The organism is Metabacillus dongyingensis, assembly GCF_019933155.2.
Lineage (GTDB): Bacteria > Bacillota > Bacilli > Bacillales > Bacillaceae > Bacillus_P > Bacillus_P dongyingensis.
In genome coordinates this window covers 4,388,442-4,405,610 of record NZ_CP082944.1, presented here as the reverse complement: position 1 = coordinate 4,405,610, position 17,169 = coordinate 4,388,442, and the positions used below count along the sequence as shown (strand labels likewise).

13 protein-coding genes and 5 riboswitches are annotated in these 17,169 nt (G+C 40.6%); of the genes, 10 read left to right on the top strand and 3 right to left on the bottom strand.

All coding sequences use genetic code 11. The features are described 5' to 3' along the window. Positions 1-5: 5 nt before the first annotated feature. The gene (locus tag K8L98_RS21875; protein ID WP_223438074.1) at positions 6-1,400 is read right to left on the bottom strand and encodes a branched-chain amino acid transporter BcaP; all 1,395 of its coding nucleotides are present in this window, start codon (positions 1,398-1,400) and stop codon (positions 6-8) included. 262 nt (positions 1,401-1,662) lie between these two features. On the opposite strand from K8L98_RS21875, the gene gltP reads away from it, so the two are divergent. The 7 genes from gltP to K8L98_RS21845 all read left to right on the top strand — a co-directional run bounded on the left by gltP (position 1,663) and on the right by K8L98_RS21845 (position 10,563). Further along, on the top strand, positions 1,663-2,913 hold the full coding sequence (gene gltP / locus K8L98_RS21870; protein WP_223438073.1) for a glutamate/aspartate:proton symporter GltP: 1,251 nt from the start codon (positions 1,663-1,665) through the stop codon (positions 2,911-2,913). Positions 2,914-3,241: 328 nt separating this feature from the next. Then, a riboswitch (cyclic di-AMP (ydaO/yuaA leader) is annotated at positions 3,242-3,393 on the top strand. Between the two features lie 33 nt (positions 3,394-3,426). Beyond that, a riboswitch (cyclic di-AMP (ydaO/yuaA leader) is annotated at positions 3,427-3,586 on the top strand. An 80-nt stretch (positions 3,587-3,666) separates the two neighbouring features. Then, positions 3,667-3,816, top strand: a riboswitch (cyclic di-AMP (ydaO/yuaA leader). A gap of 529 nt (positions 3,817-4,345) precedes the next feature. Beyond that, complete coding sequence (locus tag K8L98_RS26930; RefSeq protein ID WP_420828803.1) at positions 4,346-4,465, top strand: potassium-transporting ATPase subunit F; 120 nt, start codon at positions 4,346-4,348, stop codon at positions 4,463-4,465. Between the two features lie 27 nt (positions 4,466-4,492). After that, positions 4,493-6,160: a potassium-transporting ATPase subunit KdpA gene (gene kdpA, locus K8L98_RS21865; RefSeq protein WP_223443691.1), complete on the top strand. Its 1,668-nt coding sequence runs from the start codon at positions 4,493-4,495 to the stop codon at positions 6,158-6,160. Positions 6,161-6,181: 21 nt separating this feature from the next. Beyond that, positions 6,182-8,305 (top strand): potassium-transporting ATPase subunit KdpB, encoded by a 2,124-nt coding sequence (gene kdpB / locus K8L98_RS21860; RefSeq protein ID WP_420828802.1) that lies wholly within the window; start codon positions 6,182-6,184, stop codon positions 8,303-8,305. 36 nt (positions 8,306-8,341) lie between these two features. Beyond that, positions 8,342-8,923 (top strand): potassium-transporting ATPase subunit KdpC, encoded by a 582-nt coding sequence (kdpC, locus tag K8L98_RS21855; protein ID WP_223443684.1) that lies wholly within the window; start codon positions 8,342-8,344, stop codon positions 8,921-8,923. Positions 8,924-8,982: 59 nt separating this feature from the next. Continuing rightward, on the top strand, positions 8,983-10,134 hold the full coding sequence (kdpDN, locus tag K8L98_RS21850) for a KdpD-like non-kinase potassium sensor (protein ID WP_223438072.1): 1,152 nt from the start codon (positions 8,983-8,985) through the stop codon (positions 10,132-10,134). Between the two features lie 15 nt (positions 10,135-10,149). Beyond that, positions 10,150-10,563, top strand: a complete 414-nt coding sequence (locus tag K8L98_RS21845; protein ID WP_223438071.1) for a CBS domain-containing protein — start codon at positions 10,150-10,152, stop codon at positions 10,561-10,563. A 30-nt stretch (positions 10,564-10,593) separates the two neighbouring features. Here K8L98_RS21845 and K8L98_RS21840 read toward each other — a convergent pair whose 3' ends face one another. Beyond that, the gene (locus K8L98_RS21840; RefSeq protein WP_223438070.1) at positions 10,594-12,009 is read right to left on the bottom strand and encodes an amino acid permease; all 1,416 of its coding nucleotides are present in this window, start codon (positions 12,007-12,009) and stop codon (positions 10,594-10,596) included. A gap of 146 nt (positions 12,010-12,155) precedes the next feature. Next, positions 12,156-12,332, bottom strand: a riboswitch (Lysine riboswitch). A gap of 225 nt (positions 12,333-12,557) precedes the next feature. Here K8L98_RS21840 and K8L98_RS21835 point away from each other — a divergent pair. Beyond that, on the top strand, positions 12,558-12,734 hold the full coding sequence (locus K8L98_RS21835) for a twin-arginine translocase TatA/TatE family subunit (protein ID WP_223438069.1): 177 nt from the start codon (positions 12,558-12,560) through the stop codon (positions 12,732-12,734). A gap of 147 nt (positions 12,735-12,881) precedes the next feature. After that, complete coding sequence (locus K8L98_RS21830; protein ID WP_223438068.1) at positions 12,882-14,675, top strand: M3 family oligoendopeptidase; 1,794 nt, start codon at positions 12,882-12,884, stop codon at positions 14,673-14,675. 93 nt (positions 14,676-14,768) lie between these two features. On the opposite strand, the gene K8L98_RS21825 is transcribed toward K8L98_RS21830, so the two are convergent. Beyond that, positions 14,769-15,503, bottom strand: a complete 735-nt coding sequence (locus K8L98_RS21825) for an alpha/beta hydrolase (RefSeq protein ID WP_223438067.1) — start codon at positions 15,501-15,503, stop codon at positions 14,769-14,771. Between the two features lie 118 nt (positions 15,504-15,621). Further along, positions 15,622-15,764: riboswitch (cyclic di-AMP (ydaO/yuaA leader) on the top strand. A 156-nt stretch (positions 15,765-15,920) separates the two neighbouring features. On the opposite strand from K8L98_RS21825, the gene K8L98_RS21820 reads away from it, so the two are divergent. Beyond that, complete coding sequence (locus K8L98_RS21820) at positions 15,921-17,168, top strand: dicarboxylate/amino acid:cation symporter (protein WP_223438066.1); 1,248 nt, start codon at positions 15,921-15,923, stop codon at positions 17,166-17,168. Position 17,169: the final 1 nt, after the last annotated feature.

Genomic DNA, 17,169 nt, shown 5'->3' with positions numbered 1-17,169 from the left:
TTTTTTTATTTCTCTAAACGGCCAAGATTGCTGTTCTTTCTGGCGTATACAAAATAGATGACCGTGCCGATCCCGATCCAGATGAAGAAAGAGATCCACGTAATAGCTGGTAAACTTATCATGAGATAAATGCAGAACAGTGCGCTGATTGCCGGCAATACCGGAACAAAAGGCACTTTAAAGGCACGTTCCAGATTTGGATGTGTTTTTCTTAAAACAATAACAGCGACTGAAATCAGCGTAAATGCTGCAAGTGTTCCCATATTCACAAGATGTGCGAGCGTAGTTAAATCAACAAAACCTGCGATCGCTGCTGCAACGAAACCTGTAATCCATGTATTTTGGAATGGTGTTTTAAAAGATGGATGTACTTTTGATAACCGTTTTGGAAGCAGCCCATCTCTGCTCATTGCAAATGATATTCTGACCTGTGCATACATCATAACAAGAAGTACAGTTGTAATTCCGGCAATTGCTCCAACTGAAATCAAGCCAGCAAGAGAATTCTGTCCTACAAATTGAAGAGCAAAAGAAACAGGGTCTGCGACGTTTAACTGAGTATATGGAACCATCCCTGTCAAAATAAGCGAGACGATAATGTACAGTATAGTACAAACAGTCAATGAAGCAATAATTCCGATTGGCACATCCCGCTGCGGTCTTTTTACTTCCTCAGCAGCAGTTGCTACTGCATCAAATCCAATATAGGCAAAAAAGACTGTAGCTGCACCTGTTACAATGCCATCAAATCCAAATGGTACAAATGGGGTCCAGTTATCAGGTTTAACATACCAGACGCCTGCAACAATAAATATCAGGATTACAGCAAGTTTAACAAATACCATAATGTTATTTACCCGTGTGCTTTCCTTAATTCCCTTTGATAGGAGAGCGGTTATGAGCAGAATAACAATCACTGCAGGCAAATCAATAAATCCGCCTTTTCCTGCCCCTGGTGCTGAAGTAATGACATCCGGCAGTTCAACTCCAAATCCTGCAATAAGGGATTGAAAGTATGCGGACCATCCAGTGGCAACTGCCGAGGTTGCAAGAAGATATTCAAGCATTAAATCCCAGCCAATAAGGAAAGCAAACAGCTCACCAAGAGTTGCATATGTGTAGGTATACACGCTGCCAGAGATCGGAACAGAAGAAGCAAATTCCGCATAGCAAAAGGCTGCGAGTGCACAGGCAATTCCAGATAAAATAAACGATAAAATGAGAGCCGGACCTGCAGTTTCTGCCGCAACGACACCGGTTAGTACAAAAATACCAGTTCCTACAATTGCACCAATCCCAAGCAGTGTTAAATCAAATGCACCCATAGTACGGGCAAGTGATTTTTGCTGACTTTGTGCAAGTAAATCTGTAATAGACTTTTTTCTGAACAATGAACTCATATAATCCTCCATTATTTTAGTCCTATCTTAGAAGTGAACATTTTGTAGTATATTGTCGAATTGATAGAATGTCAACAATTTTTAGAATATTTCTTTGATTCAAATGGAATAAACTTATGGAAATTAATGTTATTGTTAAATAATCAATTTTGATATAATATAAAAAAATGTGATTCATGGTAAATGATAAGATGGTTTAGTTCTAACTATTTTCAATAGACCATTTTATTTTCATAAATAACAAACATAAGGGGTGGATTGAATGAAAAAATTAGGCCTTGCATGGCAGATTTTTATCGGGTTAGTTTTGGGTATTGCACTCGGTGCTATTTTTTACGGTAACCCAACAATCGAAAATTATTTACAGCCAATAGGTGATATTTTTATACGTTTGATTAAAATGATTGTTATTCCGATTGTTATTTCAAGTCTCATTGTTGGCGTAGCAAGCGTCGGCGATACAAAAAAGCTTGGAAAAATCGGCGGGAAAACCATTTTATATTTTGAAATTATTACAACGATTGCAATTGTAGTCGGTTTAGTTGCTGCAAACCTATTTACTCCGGGTGCTGGAGTAGATATGAACAAGTTGGAGAAAACGGATATCAATAGCTATGTGGATACAGCTGAGGATGTAGAATCACATGGTTTTGCTGATACATTTGTTAATATTGTACCAAGCAACATATTTGAATCTTTTGTTCAAGGGGACATGCTTCCAATTATTTTCTTCTCCGTATTATTCGGTCTTGGAATTGCTGCAATTGGAGAAAAGGGAAAACCTGTTCTTGCGTTTTTCCAGGGAACGGCTGAAACCATGTTCTATGTAACAAATCTAATTATGAAATTCGCTCCATTTGGTGTTTTTGCATTAATTGGTATAACTGTATCTAAGTTTGGATTAGAATCGCTGATACCACTTGGTAAATTAGTTATTCTAGTATATGGAACAATGATTTTCTTTATTGTTGTAGTTTTAGGGCTAGTTGCGAAAATGGTTGGTGTTAATCTATTTAACATTATCCGTCTGCTGAAGGATGAGCTGCTTCTTGCTTATTCTACCGCAAGCTCTGAGACAGTTTTACCAAAAATCATGGAGAAAATGGAGAAATTCGGCTGTCCGAAAGCCATTACATCATTTGTTATTCCGACAGGGTATTCTTTTAACCTGGACGGTTCGACACTTTATCAGGCTCTGGCTGCTGTATTTATCGCTCAAATGTATGGGATTGACCTGTCGATCTCTCAACAGATCTCCTTACTTTTAGTGTTAATGGTAACCTCTAAAGGGATTGCCGGTGTACCGGGCGTATCATTCGTTGTGCTTCTCGCTACATTGGGTACGGTAGGAATTCCGGTTGAAGGATTGGCCTTTATCGCAGGTATTGACCGTATTTTGGATATGGCAAGAACCGCTGTAAACGTGGTAGGGAACTCACTGGCTGCAGTTGTGATCTCTAAGTGGGAAGGCGAGTTTGACGAAGAAAAGAATAAAGAGCATATTGCTGCATAAAAGAGAGCCCGATTCTATCTGAATCGGGCTTTTTTTTTATGTATATCATAATGTTATTTCTAATTTTTTTGATTTTAATAATATGTTTTCCCTATGAAAATCTTAATAGTTTGACTGCATTTATAAAGCGAAATGGTTTTTATGTAATCTTTGGAAAAAATCAATCATTATTTCTGATTGATATGTATTCAGAAGGAAAATGATGAATTAGTTAGTAAGGGTCATATTTCCTTTGAAATTTGCAAAGATATAAGGGTATTTACTTGTTTTTTGAGAAATTTCGTGCTTTTTAAGTTCTTTACAAGTTTCAGCCACAGGAGTAATATTACTCTCATAATCGCTTAATCCTGATAAGGAGCGGGGGACCCACATAGGTGTGATGAAGGCACTTTGGGGTGAATCGACGCAGAAAGTGCAAGAGGGGCAACTCTTAGGCCCTAACCCGGCAGCTAACCTCGTAAGCGTCATAAGAGAAGGGACGGTGCACGGTCAAACGATTTTTAAAAATAGAATTCCTATTAATCGCTTAATCCTAAATTAGGAGCGGGGGACCCAAGATTTTGTGACTAAGTGTCACTAGGGGTGAGTCCATTTGAATGTTCAAGTGGTAGGGCTACTCTCAAAGATGCCCGAATCCGACAGCTAACTTCGTAAGCGTTCTGAGAGAGGATACCTTTGTGGAGAACACTGGGTTTATGCCTCAGTGTTCTTTTGTGTGCATTTTTAGTGTAAATGAATTGAATATTTTTTTAAAAAACCTAATCGCTTAATTTCTTAAGGAAATCGGGGGACCCAATCTTTTGTGATTTCTATCACTAGGGGGTGAGTCCATTGAAAAAATGGTAGGGCTACTCTCATAGCCCGAATCCGACAGCTAACCCCGAAAGCGTTGTGAGGGAAAATCAAAATCGCAGTGATTCATCACGTTTCTTTAGTGATGCCAAAAGCCGCGGAAGAGATCCCTCTTCCGCGGCTTTTTATGTTAGCGAAAGGAAGAGAATGCAATGCTCACATGGCTATTAAGGGTTTGAATGCCCGGATGGTATTTGCCCGGAAGAATTATCACCTGCATTTTATAACGGGTAATTATCGTGTGCAGAGTCATTTGCAAAAAAAGAGGATATAAAGACATTTATTTTAATAGACAAAATGCTCATTTTCTAATCATACACCAGCAAATTACACGAGCTTTACAGCACGTGGACATGATAGCCGATACTAGTGCTTGGCTTCATGCGATTGTTCACGTTCCCGGTCACAGTTATTACAAAAAACGCAAGGTGCCCGATAAAACTTAATGCATGGATTGGAGCTAACAAAACAGGTTTTTGCGATTTTTTCTTCAGTAAGAACAAGGGGGAACGACGATGCTTGACAGTATAATGATCATCTCATTTACAGCACTTACACTTGCCATGGCCGGGTTTGTTAAATGGTCTGGAGAGCTTGTGAAAGAAGGAAGGGAAGAGAAATGATGATTGTCTTAATGGGCGGCATCGCTGCTGTCACGATTTATTTATTGTATGCGTTAGTAAATCCAGAAAAATTTTAACTTGCGGAGGGAAAGACGTTGAGCGTAATATCCATCATTTCTATCATTCTTACTTTGACGATGGCTGTGCTTCTGGCAAAGCCGATGGGCTACTATATAGCCCGAGCCTTTACTTATCAATCTACTAAACTGGATGCCGTGTTTGGCCCGGTGGAAAATGCTGTTTATAAAGTCAGCGGATTAAAACAGCAAAACCAAAGCTTCAGGCAATATGCAATGGCACTATTATTTTCGAACATTTTTATGATTTTTCTTGTCTATCTCGTCTTTCGTTTTCAAGGCATTCTGCCGCTGAATCCAAGCGGCATAGCAGGGATGGAGCCCACCCTTGCTTTTAATACAGCAATCAGCTTTATGACAAACACGAATCTTCAGCATTACAGCGGAGAAAGCGGATTATCCTATATGTCTCAGATGATCGCCATTACGTTTATGATGTTCGTGGCTCCTGCAACTGCATTTGCGGCTGCAATTGCGTTAATAAGAGGACTCGCAGGGAATCCGCTTGGAAACTTCTTTGTAGATTTAATAAGATCAATTACACGTGTGCTTTTACCGATTGCTTTTATTACTGCACTGATATTCGTCTTTCTTGGGGTTCCGCAAACACTTGATTCAAGTGTCACGGCCACAACGGTGGAAGGAGCCGAGCAAACGATCGCAAGAGGACCTGTTGCATCGTTTTTATCAATTAAGGAAGTTGGAAACAATGGCGGGGGGTTCTTCGGAGTAAACTCAGCACATCCGTTTGAAAACCCAAATGCGATGAGCAACCTCCTGCAAATTCTATTGATGCTTTTAATTCCGGCAGCTCTTCCGTTTACCTACGGAAAAATGGTCGGAAATGCTAAACAGGGAAGAATTCTATTCGCGGCGATGGCCATGATTTTCGTTGTCTTTCTTGGAACGGCCCTATTCTCAGAATTTCAGGGGAATCCCAGATTTGCAGAAGCAGGCCTTGAGCAGTCTTCCGGCAGTATGGAAGGAAAAGAGGTTCGTTTCGGTACGGTACAGTCAACCCTTTACGCTATTGTAACAACGGCGTCTGAAACAGGGGCAGTCAACACGATGCACGATACGCTTTCGCCAATAACAGGAATGCTTGCTTTATCCAACATGCTGCTGAATACCGTTTTCGGCGGAATTGGCGCAGGGTTCATGAACATTATGATGTATGCGATCATAGCCGTTTTCTTATCAGGGTTAATGGTAGGCCGCACTCCGGAATTCCTTGGCAAGAAAATTGAAGGTAAAGAAATGAAGCTGATCGCTGTGACACTGCTTATTCATCCTTTCTTGATCCTTGCTTCAACAGCTGTTGCTTTATTTACACCGCTTGGATCTGACGGTATATCAAATCCTGGATTTCACGGGCTTTCCCAAGTTCTTTATGAGTACACATCTTCTGCTGCCAATAATGGTTCAGGCTTTGAAGGTCTCGGTGATGCAACACCGTTTTGGAACATCTCAACCGGTATTGTCATGTTTATAGGCAGATATTTTGGAATCATTGCCATGCTTGCTGTAGGAGCATCAATGGCCGCCAAAAAGCTTGTGCCGGAGACGATAGGTACATTCCGTACAGACACTGGCTTGTTTGGAACCATTTTTGTAGGAGCCATATTTATTGTCGGTGCTCTGACATTCTTCCCGGTTTTGGTTCTGGGACCGGTTGCTGAGCTATTAACTTTATAAAAGATAATTGGAGGATCCAAAATGAGTAAGCCATTTTTAGCAGCAGCAGAAAAATCTGCTGAAAGATATGAACGCAAGGCCCCAGTTAAACAAATCCAGCCTAATGATCAAAAGCCTGCAAACAAAAAGGCGATGGAAAAGGAACTGATCGGAAACGCCATCAAGGCATCCTTTTTCAAATTGGATCCTCGGGTAATGGTGAAAAACCCGATCATGTTCATTGTAGAAATTGGATTTGCCCTTACTTTGCTGCTTGCCTTTATCCCTTCTGCTTTTGGGTCAAGTGAAGTAAATGTCTGGTTTAATTTAACAGTGTCCCTCATCCTTCTGTTTACCGTTTTGTTTGCGAATTTTGCAGAAGCACTTGCAGAAGGGAGAGGAATGGCCCAGGCAAATTCTCTTAAGAATTCAAAAAAGGAAATGACTGCAAACAAATTAAAGCCTAATGGCGAAATTGAAAAAACAGACTCTGCCTCGCTCCGTAAAGGGGATATAGTTGTCGTATCACAAGGTGAGTTTATTCCAGGTGATGGAGAAATCATTTCTGGCCTCGCTTCTGTAGATGAGTCAGCAATTACAGGAGAATCTGCACCTGTGATTAAGGAGGCTGGCGGAGATTTCAACTCCGTTACAGGGGGCACAAAAGTTGTCAGTGACCAGATCAAAGTAAGAATCACGAGTGATCCTGGTGAATCATTCCTTGATAAGATGATTTCCCTTGTTGAGGGAGCACAGCGTCAAAAAACACCGAATGAAATTGCATTGAACACGGTTTTAACAAGTCTGACGCTCATTTTTATGATCGTGGTTGTCACATTGCCTTTTTTCACAAATTACTTGGGATTTGAGCTTGAGATTCCCGTATTAATTGCCCTGCTTGTGTGCTTAATTCCAACAACCATTGGCGGTCTGCTTTCTGCCATCGGAATAGCAGGGATGGATCGGGTTACACAGTTTAATGTGATTGCGATGTCAGGGAAAGCGGTTGAAGCGGCTGGAGACATTAATACAATTATCTTGGATAAAACCGGAACGATAACTTTTGGAAACCGGATGGCAAGCGAGTTTATTCCGGCAGGAAATCATGCCATGCAGGATTTGGCTCAGTGGACAGCCATCAGCTCGCTTGAAGATGAGACACCAGAAGGAAGATCTGTCCTTGAACTGCTGAAAAAGAAACAGCTTTCCTATCAAACAGATATCGCGATAGGCGGAACGTTTATCGAGTTTAAGGCGGAAACGCGGATGAGCGGAATGGATCTTGCTGATGGAAGTGTTGTCAGAAAAGGAGCAGTAGATGCCGTTAAGAAATGGGTAATCTCCCAAGGGGGAACCATTCCTTCTGATTTAGACAAAAAAACAGATGAAATTTCAAAGGCGGGAGGCACGCCTCTTGCTGTTGCGATGAACGATCAGATTTTTGGTTTGATTTACTTGAAGGATACGGTTAAACCGGGCATGAAAGAGCGCTTTGATAAGCTGCGCAGCATGGGGATCAAAACCGTCATGTGTACAGGAGACAATCCGCTAACAGCAGCAACGATCGCTAAAGAAGCAGGTGTTGATGAATTTATCGCAGAGTGCAAGCCTGAGGATAAAATTGAAGTCATTAAATATGAACAATCACAAGGCAAGCTTGTTGCCATGACTGGAGATGGAACAAATGATGCCCCGGCTCTCGCACAGGCAGATGTAGGCCTTGCCATGAACAGCGGAACAGCAGCTGCCAAGGAAGCAGCCAATATGGTGGATTTAGATTCGAATCCTACGAAAATAATTGAAGTAGTCTCCATCGGCAAACAGCTGCTGATGACGCGAGGAGCTCTGACAACGTTCAGTATTGCCAACGATATCGCGAAATATTTTGCCATTATTCCGGCTATGTTCATGCTTGCCATACCTGAAATGAATGTGCTGAATATCATGAGACTGGACTCACCGATTTCAGCGATTCTGTCAGCCTTGATATTCAATGCCATTATCATTCCCGTCTTGATTCCTTTCGCAATGAAAGGTGTCAGCTACAAACCGATGAGTTCGAATGCTTTGCTGAGCAGAAATCTTCTAATTTACGGACTTGGGGGAGTGCTGGTTCCCTTTATTGGAATCAAAGGAATTGATGTTGTTCTTGCTCTGATTTTGTAACGTATATTTAAATAGGTAGAAAAGAGGTATTTTATGATGGAAGAAAAACAATCAATTATGGGTCCGATCATCAGAATGAGTTTATTCTTAATGGTGATTTGCGGCATAATTTACCCAGTGGCTGTGACAGGAATCGCTCAAACCATTTCTCCAGCAAAGGCAAATGGCAGCTTAGTATATGATGAGAATATGAATGTAATAGGCTCTGAGCTTATCGGGCAATCATTCAGCGCGGACAGCTATTTTCATGGCAGAATTTCAAGCATTGAAAATAATGGTGCGGGGTCAGGTTCCAACAACTATGCACCATCTAATGCAGATATGATAAAGCGCACGCTGGATTCGATTGAAGAATGGAAGAAAAACAACCCGGAAACGCCAGTAAGTGAAGTGCCAAATGATCTGCTGACGAATTCAGGCTCGGGGCTTGATCCTCATATCAGCCCGGGTGCCGCATATGCTCAGGTGAAACGTATTTCAAAAGCAACTGGAATTGATCAATCAAAGCTTGAAAACATGATCAAGCAGCATACTCAAGGAAGGGAACTTGGAATGTTTGGTGAAGAGAAGGTAAACGTTCTTCAATTAAATCTGGCTTTAAAAAATATGTTGAACTAACGATGATGCACCTCAGCTTCTATTCAGCTGAGGTCATTCAACTTTTCAGAGGTGATGAAATGAGTGAAAAACACCCTTATTTCAGACGAAAAACCCCGCAGGAGCTTCTTAATGAAATTGCTGAAGAAAAGCGGGGAAAGCTGAAGCTTTATGTCGGTGCAGCACCTGGTGTCGGGAAATCTTATAAAATGCTCCAGGATGCCTATGATTTAAAGCTGGAAGGAATAGATGTTGCAATCGGTCTGATCGAATGCCACGGGAGAAAAGAAACAGAGGAACTGATTAAAGATATTGAAGTGGTTCCTCTGAAAGAGATGAATTATAAAGGAAGTATTTTTAGAGAATTGAATGTAGATGCCATCATACAAAGAATGCCTAAAGTCATTGTGATTGATGAGCTGGCCCATACCAACATTCCGGGCTCAAAAAATAAAAAGAGATATATGGATGTAGAAGAAATTTTAAATGCCGGCATTAATGTGATGTCTGCGGTAAACATCCAGCATCTAGAAAGCGTTCACGACATTGTACAGCAAATAACGGGAGTGGCAGTGAGAGAAAGAGTGCCGGATTTATTTGTTCAGGATGCTCATGAAATTCAGCTCATTGATGTCACTCCTGAAACCCTTCGGAAGCGGCTGGCAGATGGGAAAATATATGCCTCGGAAAAAATTGAGCAAAGCCTTACTCATTTTTTTACAGTAACCAATTTATCATCCCTAAGAGAACTTGCCTTGAGAGAAGTAGCAGATGATGTAGACGAAAAAATAGAGCAGATCAGCGGGAATTTAGTGTATGGTCCAATAGGTGTTCATGAAAAAATCCTTGTATGTGTCGGGTATGGGCCAACTGCTGAAAAATTAATCAGAAGAGGATGGCGGATGGCGAACCGGCTAAAAGCTCAGTTGTATATTCTGAATGTAACGAAGAATTCCCCTGAGGCGTTTTCACAGGAAAAACGGGAAAGAACGGAGCAATGGAAAATACTTGCCTCTCAATTTAATGCTGTATTTTTGCTGGAGCAGGAAGGCAGCCGCAAACCCGCTCAGGTCATTATTGATATTGCTAAGCAGTATCACATTACACAAATCCTTCTCGGTCAGTCAGCAAGAACAAGATGGGAAGAAATTAGAAAGGGTTCCATTGTGAATACCATAATGAGAAAGACAGAGAATATTGATATTCACATCGTGTCAGATGGACGATCTTAAAGGAGTTCAGGAGAAATGAATATTGCTTTTTTCCTTATACCCAAAAAGGAAGTTGTTTATTTAAACATTTATGCCACCATGAGGCAGGCGCTTGAACGAATGGAATATCACCGTTATTCAGCCGTTCCGCTGCTTGATGATGAGGGGAAGTACGTAACAACACTTACAGAAGGTGATTTGCTGTGGATGCTGAAAAACACACCTGATTTGCATTTTCATAACACAGAAAAAATCCGATTAACTGATCTTAATTACCATCGAAAGAATGAACCAATATCCATTCATGCTGAAATGGAGAACATTATTACAAGGGCGATGGAACAGAATTTCGTACCTGTTACAGACGATAAGGGAATCTTTATAGGTATAATCAGAAGAAGGGAAATTATTGAATATTGCGCAGCTCAGCTTTTGGGGAAAAAGAATTAAAAAAGGCTGCATTCAACATGCAGCCTTCTATTATATGGTTGAGCCAGTATCTTGTTTTTTCATATATTTCGTCAAAAACGGATAAATCACAAATCCTGCAAAGAAAAGGCCGACTCCAAGTATAAATGTTTTTATATCAGCAGTTCCTGTAACAATCACCCAAACAGAATAAATACAGGCTAGTGAGGCGATGATTCCGTCTTTTACTCTTGACCCTTTAATAAGATCATATGTCTCTCCTTTGGCAATCAGCTTTAAGAAGAAGATAGACGATACAAGGTATGGGAAAAGATAGGCAAGTGTAGCTGATGTTGTTAAGAATGTATAAGCTTCACTGATGGTTCCGGAAATCGTTGAGAAAATAAAGATTTGAGACATTAAATTCGTTATTATCAAAGCATTTTTCGGACTTCCTTTTTTATTTGTTTTAGCAAAGAAAGCAGGGAAAATACCTGATTTTGCAGCCTGGTACGGCACTTCAGATGACAGCAGAATCCATCCGATCGTTGATCCAAACAAAGATACGACAGCCAATAGTGCCATTGCATTTGCACCGGCATCGCCAATAATGATTGAAAGAACATCAACAAAAGGCTTGTCAGATGACTGCAGCTGATCGTGCGGCAGAACGCCCATTGTGATAAGTGTGATAATCATATAGATAAACACAGCAATAATTAGGCCAGTGATGGTCGCTCTTTTTACATCACGCTGAGAAGACGCGCGTCCTGACAGAATGACTGCCGACTCTATTCCTACGAATGCCCATAAAGTCGAGATTGCAGCAAATTGAACTTGATTTGTCAGCCCGTAAGTCACACCAGGCTCTGCTTCCACCGGGAAATAAAATTCTCCAAACGCTGCTGACTCCAGTGCAAATAAACCAGCGATGATGAAAAGCATAAAACCGATTACTTTTGAAGCAGTAGCCACAAAATTCAATTTGCCTGCACCGCTCAAGTTCGTTAAAAGAATGGTATGAGTGCCCCAAAGCAAAATGGTACAAACAATAAATGTAACGGCTCTTCCTAATTGAACATCCTGCGAACCAATTGAAAAAAGAATAGATTCGTCGGACATAATAGGAAAGAATGTAGAAAGGTAGCCTGCGAAGCTTGTGATGATCGCGACATTGCTGATCCAGTTTGCGACCCAATATCCCCACACCATGCTGAATCCGGCGACTTTTCCTCTTTTGGGAGTATCAAATAAAGCTTTAGCATAGCTTTGCGGACCTGCTGTAAGATCAGGTCTGCGGATTGATAAATTTCCGAATACAAGTGCAATCATTAAAACACCTAATCCGGTTACAAGCCAGGCGCTTGTGACGCCAAGCGGACTTGCGGTCTGTGCCAGTGTGCTTGGCAGCATAAAAATTCCGGAGCCCACCATATTTCCTACTACAAAGGCTGTTAAAAGCCAAAATCCCCATTTTTTCTGTTTCACTGCTGAAACCTCCTATAAATAGAACCATAATGTTATGGCTGCATAATTAGTGTGTGTATTTTTTGAAGAAATGGATCATTTTTGACAAACAAAAAGCGCATGGAACAAGTCCATGCGCAAAAATACACAAAAAACTCACTCAAAAATCTCATGATAGCACTCCACAGATTCTCTGTGGCAGTCCAGTACCTATTCGATACAGTCCCAGCAAGAAACAAAGTGGCTGTTTCAAACTTCGGCACCAAGTCCTTTCGAATTTGCAGTCAACAGCTCCACTAGCCTCTTGCAATCTACTCTTAATTGGTGCAACCTCTACCTCACCGAGATTATAGTGAGGATTTATAGTAAAAATAATATTTGAATAAAATAAAACTACCAATTCAGCTTCCTTTTGTCAATGGAATTCATGTATTTCTAAATTTTCCCTAAATAATATTGGCCGAATTTCATTTTGCAATTCATGGATAAATCAACTATAATTTACAAAGGCAGCGTTTTCTTTTTACTGATAAATAATCTATTAAATTGAGATGGAAGAAGGGTTCATAGTGAACTTAGGATTCGGCGAAATTATGTTGATCGTTTTTGTTGCATTGCTTCTTTTCGGACCGAAAAAATTGCCTGAATTAGGTAAAGCTGCAGGCAAAACGCTACGAGAGTTTAAGAATGCTACTAAAGGTCTTATGGACGACGATGATGCAAAATCAGATAAACAAATTAAATAAATAAAATTCGTAAAGGCTATGACACTTCGTCATGCCTTTTTCTTTTGTTTTTAGCCGGTTGAATTGTACAAATTTTTCGTTAATTGTTTTATAATGACAAGTGAGGGATTATTTAGTGTCCCGAAATACATAACAGGGGGAATGGCGATGAAAGCTGCTACGTATGCTGAAACGTGGGATTTAGATGTGTTTTTTGAAGGTGGAAGCAAATCTGTTGCCTTTAAAAAGTATTTAGAGGAGCTTGAAGTTGATGTTCCTTCATTTAAGGTGCAGGCAGAGAGCATCAAAGTACCTCAAACAAAAGAAGACAGCATCCTTTTAGGAGAGGTTCTTGAGAAATTTCAGGGTATTGCAAAACGGATGAGACAGGCAGGAGCTTTTGTCGGGTGTCTGCAGGCTCAGGATACAAATGATAAGCATGCCTCCGTGCTCCGGGGGAAGGTTACTCAACTCAGTTCTCAGTTTCAAAATGCTTTGGCAGCCTTTGATCAAAAGCTCGTTCAAGTTGACGATACGGTTTGGCCTGAGCTTGTAAATGCTGATGCCTTGACTGAATTAAAATTTGCCTTGACCGAGCGCAGGAACAGAGCAAAAAACAAACTGCAGATGGAGCAGGAAACACTGATCAATGCCTTGTCAGTGGACGGCTATCATGCGTGGGGACAGCTATATGATACTCTCGTCTCCAAAGTGAAAATACCATACAAAGAAGATGACAAAGTACATGAATTGTCTGTAGGCCAGGCAGCCAATAAATTCTCAAGCGCGGACAGATCAGTCAGAAAATCTGTGTTTGAAGAATGGGAAAAGGCGTGGGGAAGCGGTGCAGATTTATTTGCCCATACGCTGAACCATTTATCTGGTTTTAGACTGAATGTATATGAAAAGCGGGGCTGGGACGATGTTCTGAGTGAGCCGCTTGAAATCAACAGAATGAAACGCGAGACCCTTGATGTCATGTGGAAGGTGATTTCTGAGAATAAACAGCCGCTTGTAAGCTATTTAAAAAGAAAAGCAGATTTGCTTGGTGTCGAAAAGCTTAGCTGGTACGATCTCGATGCACCGATTGGCGGGAAAGAAGCGAAGGTCAGCTATCAGGAGGGAGCTGAATTTATCTTAGATCAATTCAGCCACTTTGGAGAAGAACTGACTTCATTTACAAAAAAAGCATTTGAGAACCGCTGGATCGAGGCTGAAGATCGTCCGGGAAAAGCTCCGGGAGGTTTTTGCACAAGTTTTACCGAAAGTGACCAGTCCAGAATCTTCATGACATTCTCCGGCACCCCGTCAAATATCGCAACTCTTGCCCATGAGCTGGGCCATGCCTTCCATCAGCATGCAATGGCGGGAGTGCATCCGCTTAACCGCAATTATGCGATGAATGTAGCTGAAACAGCATCAACATTTGCTGAAATGATTGTTGCAGATGCCTCAGTAAAAAAAGCAAAATCTGATGACGAGCGTTTGGCACTATTAGAAGATAAAGTGCAAAGAAGTGTTGCACTGCTCATGAATATTCACGGCCGCTTCCTATTTGAAACTTCTTTTTATGAGGAACGCAAAAAAGGAATCGTCAGTACGGAAAGAATAAATCAATTAATGGAAGCTGCACAAAAAGAAGCTTATTGTGATGCTTTAGGAGAGTACCATCCTCATTTCTGGGCATCAAAACTGCATTTCTATATTACCGGTGTGCCGTTCTATAATTTCCCATATACGTTTGGCTATTTGTTCTCACTTGGCATATATGCGAAAGCATTGGAAGAGGGAACAGCGTTTGAAGAGAAATACATTGCTCTTTTAAAAGATACAGGATCCATGCAGGTAGAAGATTTGGCTATGAAACACTTAGGAGTGGACTTAACAAAAGAGGATTTCTGGCAAAAAGCTGTTCAGCTGACTGTGCAAGATGTAGAAGAGTTTTTGGAAGCGACAAAATAAATAAACCGGAAACAGGCATGGTTCTGCTGCCTGTTTCCGTTTTTTTTTATGGCTTGTAAATGCAGAAAAAAACGAGAAAATCTCCCTTGCCTTTTACTCAATCCGCCCGATCCAGCTGTTTATTTCTCGAATGACCTGATCTTGTTGAACAAAGACATTGATCTGGGCTTTGTTATCTCCTTTTTGTTCTCCGTAAATGCCAAACTGTGCATGATTGCCGCCGTTAATTTTGTAATAAAAGGTATTGTCAGACAATAGGTGTTTCGTTTCTTTTATTTCATCCAGGGTTGTTAATCCGTCATGTTCTGCATAGATGGTCAGAATCGGAAAATGTGTGTTTGAAAAATCACTGGAATCTGCCGGATAAGCAGCAAGCAGGAAAAGCCCTTTTATATTTTCCTGATGTTCAAACGCGTAAATAGAAGCAGCCGAACCTCCGAGAGAGTGTCCTCCAATGTACCAATTTTCAATCTCGTCTCTATCATTTATAATTTTATCTGCTTTGCTGATGCCTGCAATAGCCAGGTTAAAGGGCATTTTAGGAATTAAGACAGTGAACCCTTTTTGAGTTAACTGCTCTGCAAGATAGGCATATGCTCTCGGATCAACTTTTGCTCCAGGATATAGAATGATGCCATTATTCGTTTTTTGGTTTTCAGGCTGAAACAGCAAATACCCATTTTTATCATTTTGATCCAGTAAATTAGTAGTGTAAAACAGTTCTTCAGCCGGTTTATAGGTGATTTGGGACCAGATATAAAATCCTGCAAAAGAGAGAATCAGACCCCCTGATGCAATCAGAAAAAAATTTTTTATCCACTTTTTCATGGTTAAAACTCCTTAAAGTAAGAACGTTTTTTGCTAAATTTTATGTTCAAATCCAATTAAAGGCAAATTTTTATATTTGCAAAAATTAAATCTTGTATTTAGAATAGTAGTATAACTTAATAAATATACGCTTAATCCTAAAATGGGAACGGGGGAACCAAACTGTGCAGTTGCACTGGGGTGAATCCTTTATGGTCAAAAGGTAGGACACTCTTCGTCCGAATCCGACAGCTAACCTCGTATGCGGTGGAGAGACTCATCTGTGGAAATGTTATAATTATTCAAATTGACGAATAAAACCGCGAGAATTCTCTCGCGGTTTTTTGTATTTTTTAAAAAAACTCCCACATATATGTTTCTCTTTCTCTATTTATTGGGAATTAAACACTATCTATTACTTTTTTACGGAGGTTTTATATGAAACTAGCAACGAAAATCATCATTGGTCTTATTCTGGGGGCAATTGTCGGCCTCATTCTTAATATCACGGCTCCGGATTTATTTAAACAGTTAGACACGTTCCTATTTACCCCGCTTGGAAAAATCTTTCTAAACTTAATCAATATGCTCGTCGTACCAATAGTCTTCTTTTCTATTACTCTGGGAGTTGCTGGGTTAGGAGATCCAAAGAAATTAGGAAGAATAGGTGTTAAAACGGTCACCTACTTTTTAGTAACAACAGCAGTAGCCATTGTTATAGGCTTAATCCTTGCACTGACCATTCAGCCCGGCAATGTAGGTGAATTCGATACAAAGTCCGCTGAATATAAAGCTGAAGAAGCTCCATCTGTTGCAGAAACATTCTTAAATATGATTCCGACGAATCCTGTTAAAGCATTTGCCGATGGTAATATGCTGCAAATTATTATTTTCTCAATTTTTGTTGGCCTTGGCATCACGTTTCTTGGAAAGAAAGCAAATACATTATTTAAGGTAGTTGAGCAAGGCAATGATTTAATGATGTATTTAGTAAATCTAGTGATGAAATTCGCTCCATACGGTACTTTCGGTCTTATTGCTACTGCTGTAGGCAGTCAAGGTTTAGACGCCCTTAAAGCAATGGGACTCTACATGGGAGTTGTAATGCTTGCACTTGTGATTCATGCTATTGTCACCTATGGTTCATCCATTCTTTTTCTGGCAAAGCAAAGCCCGATCTGGTTCTTTAAAAATTTCGCTCCTGCCATGGCAGTAGCTTTCAGTACATCAAGCAGTAATGCGACACTTCCTGTATCTATGGAAACAGCGCAAAAGCGTCTGAAGGTTCCAGAGCCGATCTCAAGTTTCGTTCAGCCGCTCGGCGCAACCATTAATATGGATGGAACGGCCATTATGCAGGGTGTAGCAACAATCTTTATCGCTCAAGTCTACAATATTGATCTTTCTTTCACTCAGTTGCTGACAGTAGTACTTACAGCTGTTCTCGCTTCAATTGGAACAGCCGGTGTACCAGGAGTTGGACTTATCATGCTTGCGATGGTCTTAAACTCTGTAGGCCTTCCCGTAGCAGGCATCGCCTTGATCATCGGTATAGACCGTCTGCTGGATATGGCTCGTACAGCAGTTAATATTACAGGAGATGCGGCATGTGCAGTGATTGTAGCAGAAACAGAAAAGAAACATGGAGACTTTAAATTTCCTGAAATGGAAGAAAAATTGTCATAAT

Bases quoted from the DNA above. Each gene is read 5' to 3' on its own strand.
- kdpB (WP_420828802.1), top strand. From the start codon at position 6,182: ATGAGTAAGCCATTTTTAGCAGCAGCAGAAAAATCTGCTGAAAGATAT.
- kdpC (WP_223443684.1), top strand. From the start codon at position 8,342: ATGGAAGAAAAACAATCAATTATGGGTCCGATCATCAGAATGAGTTTA.
- K8L98_RS21875 (WP_223438074.1), bottom strand. From the start codon at position 1,400: ATGAGTTCATTGTTCAGAAAAAAGTCTATTACAGATTTACTTGCACAA.
- K8L98_RS26930 (WP_420828803.1), top strand. From the start codon at position 4,346: ATGGTCTGGAGAGCTTGTGAAAGAAGGAAGGGAAGAGAAATGATGATT.
- K8L98_RS21830 (WP_223438068.1), top strand. From the start codon at position 12,882: ATGAAAGCTGCTACGTATGCTGAAACGTGGGATTTAGATGTGTTTTTT.
- kdpDN (WP_223438072.1), top strand. From the start codon at position 8,983: ATGAGTGAAAAACACCCTTATTTCAGACGAAAAACCCCGCAGGAGCTT.
- K8L98_RS21825 (WP_223438067.1), bottom strand. From the start codon at position 15,503: ATGAAAAAGTGGATAAAAAATTTTTTTCTGATTGCATCAGGGGGTCTG.
- gltP (WP_223438073.1), top strand. From the start codon at position 1,663: ATGAAAAAATTAGGCCTTGCATGGCAGATTTTTATCGGGTTAGTTTTG.
- K8L98_RS21820 (WP_223438066.1), top strand. From the start codon at position 15,921: ATGAAACTAGCAACGAAAATCATCATTGGTCTTATTCTGGGGGCAATT.
- K8L98_RS21845 (WP_223438071.1), top strand. From the start codon at position 10,150: ATGAATATTGCTTTTTTCCTTATACCCAAAAAGGAAGTTGTTTATTTA.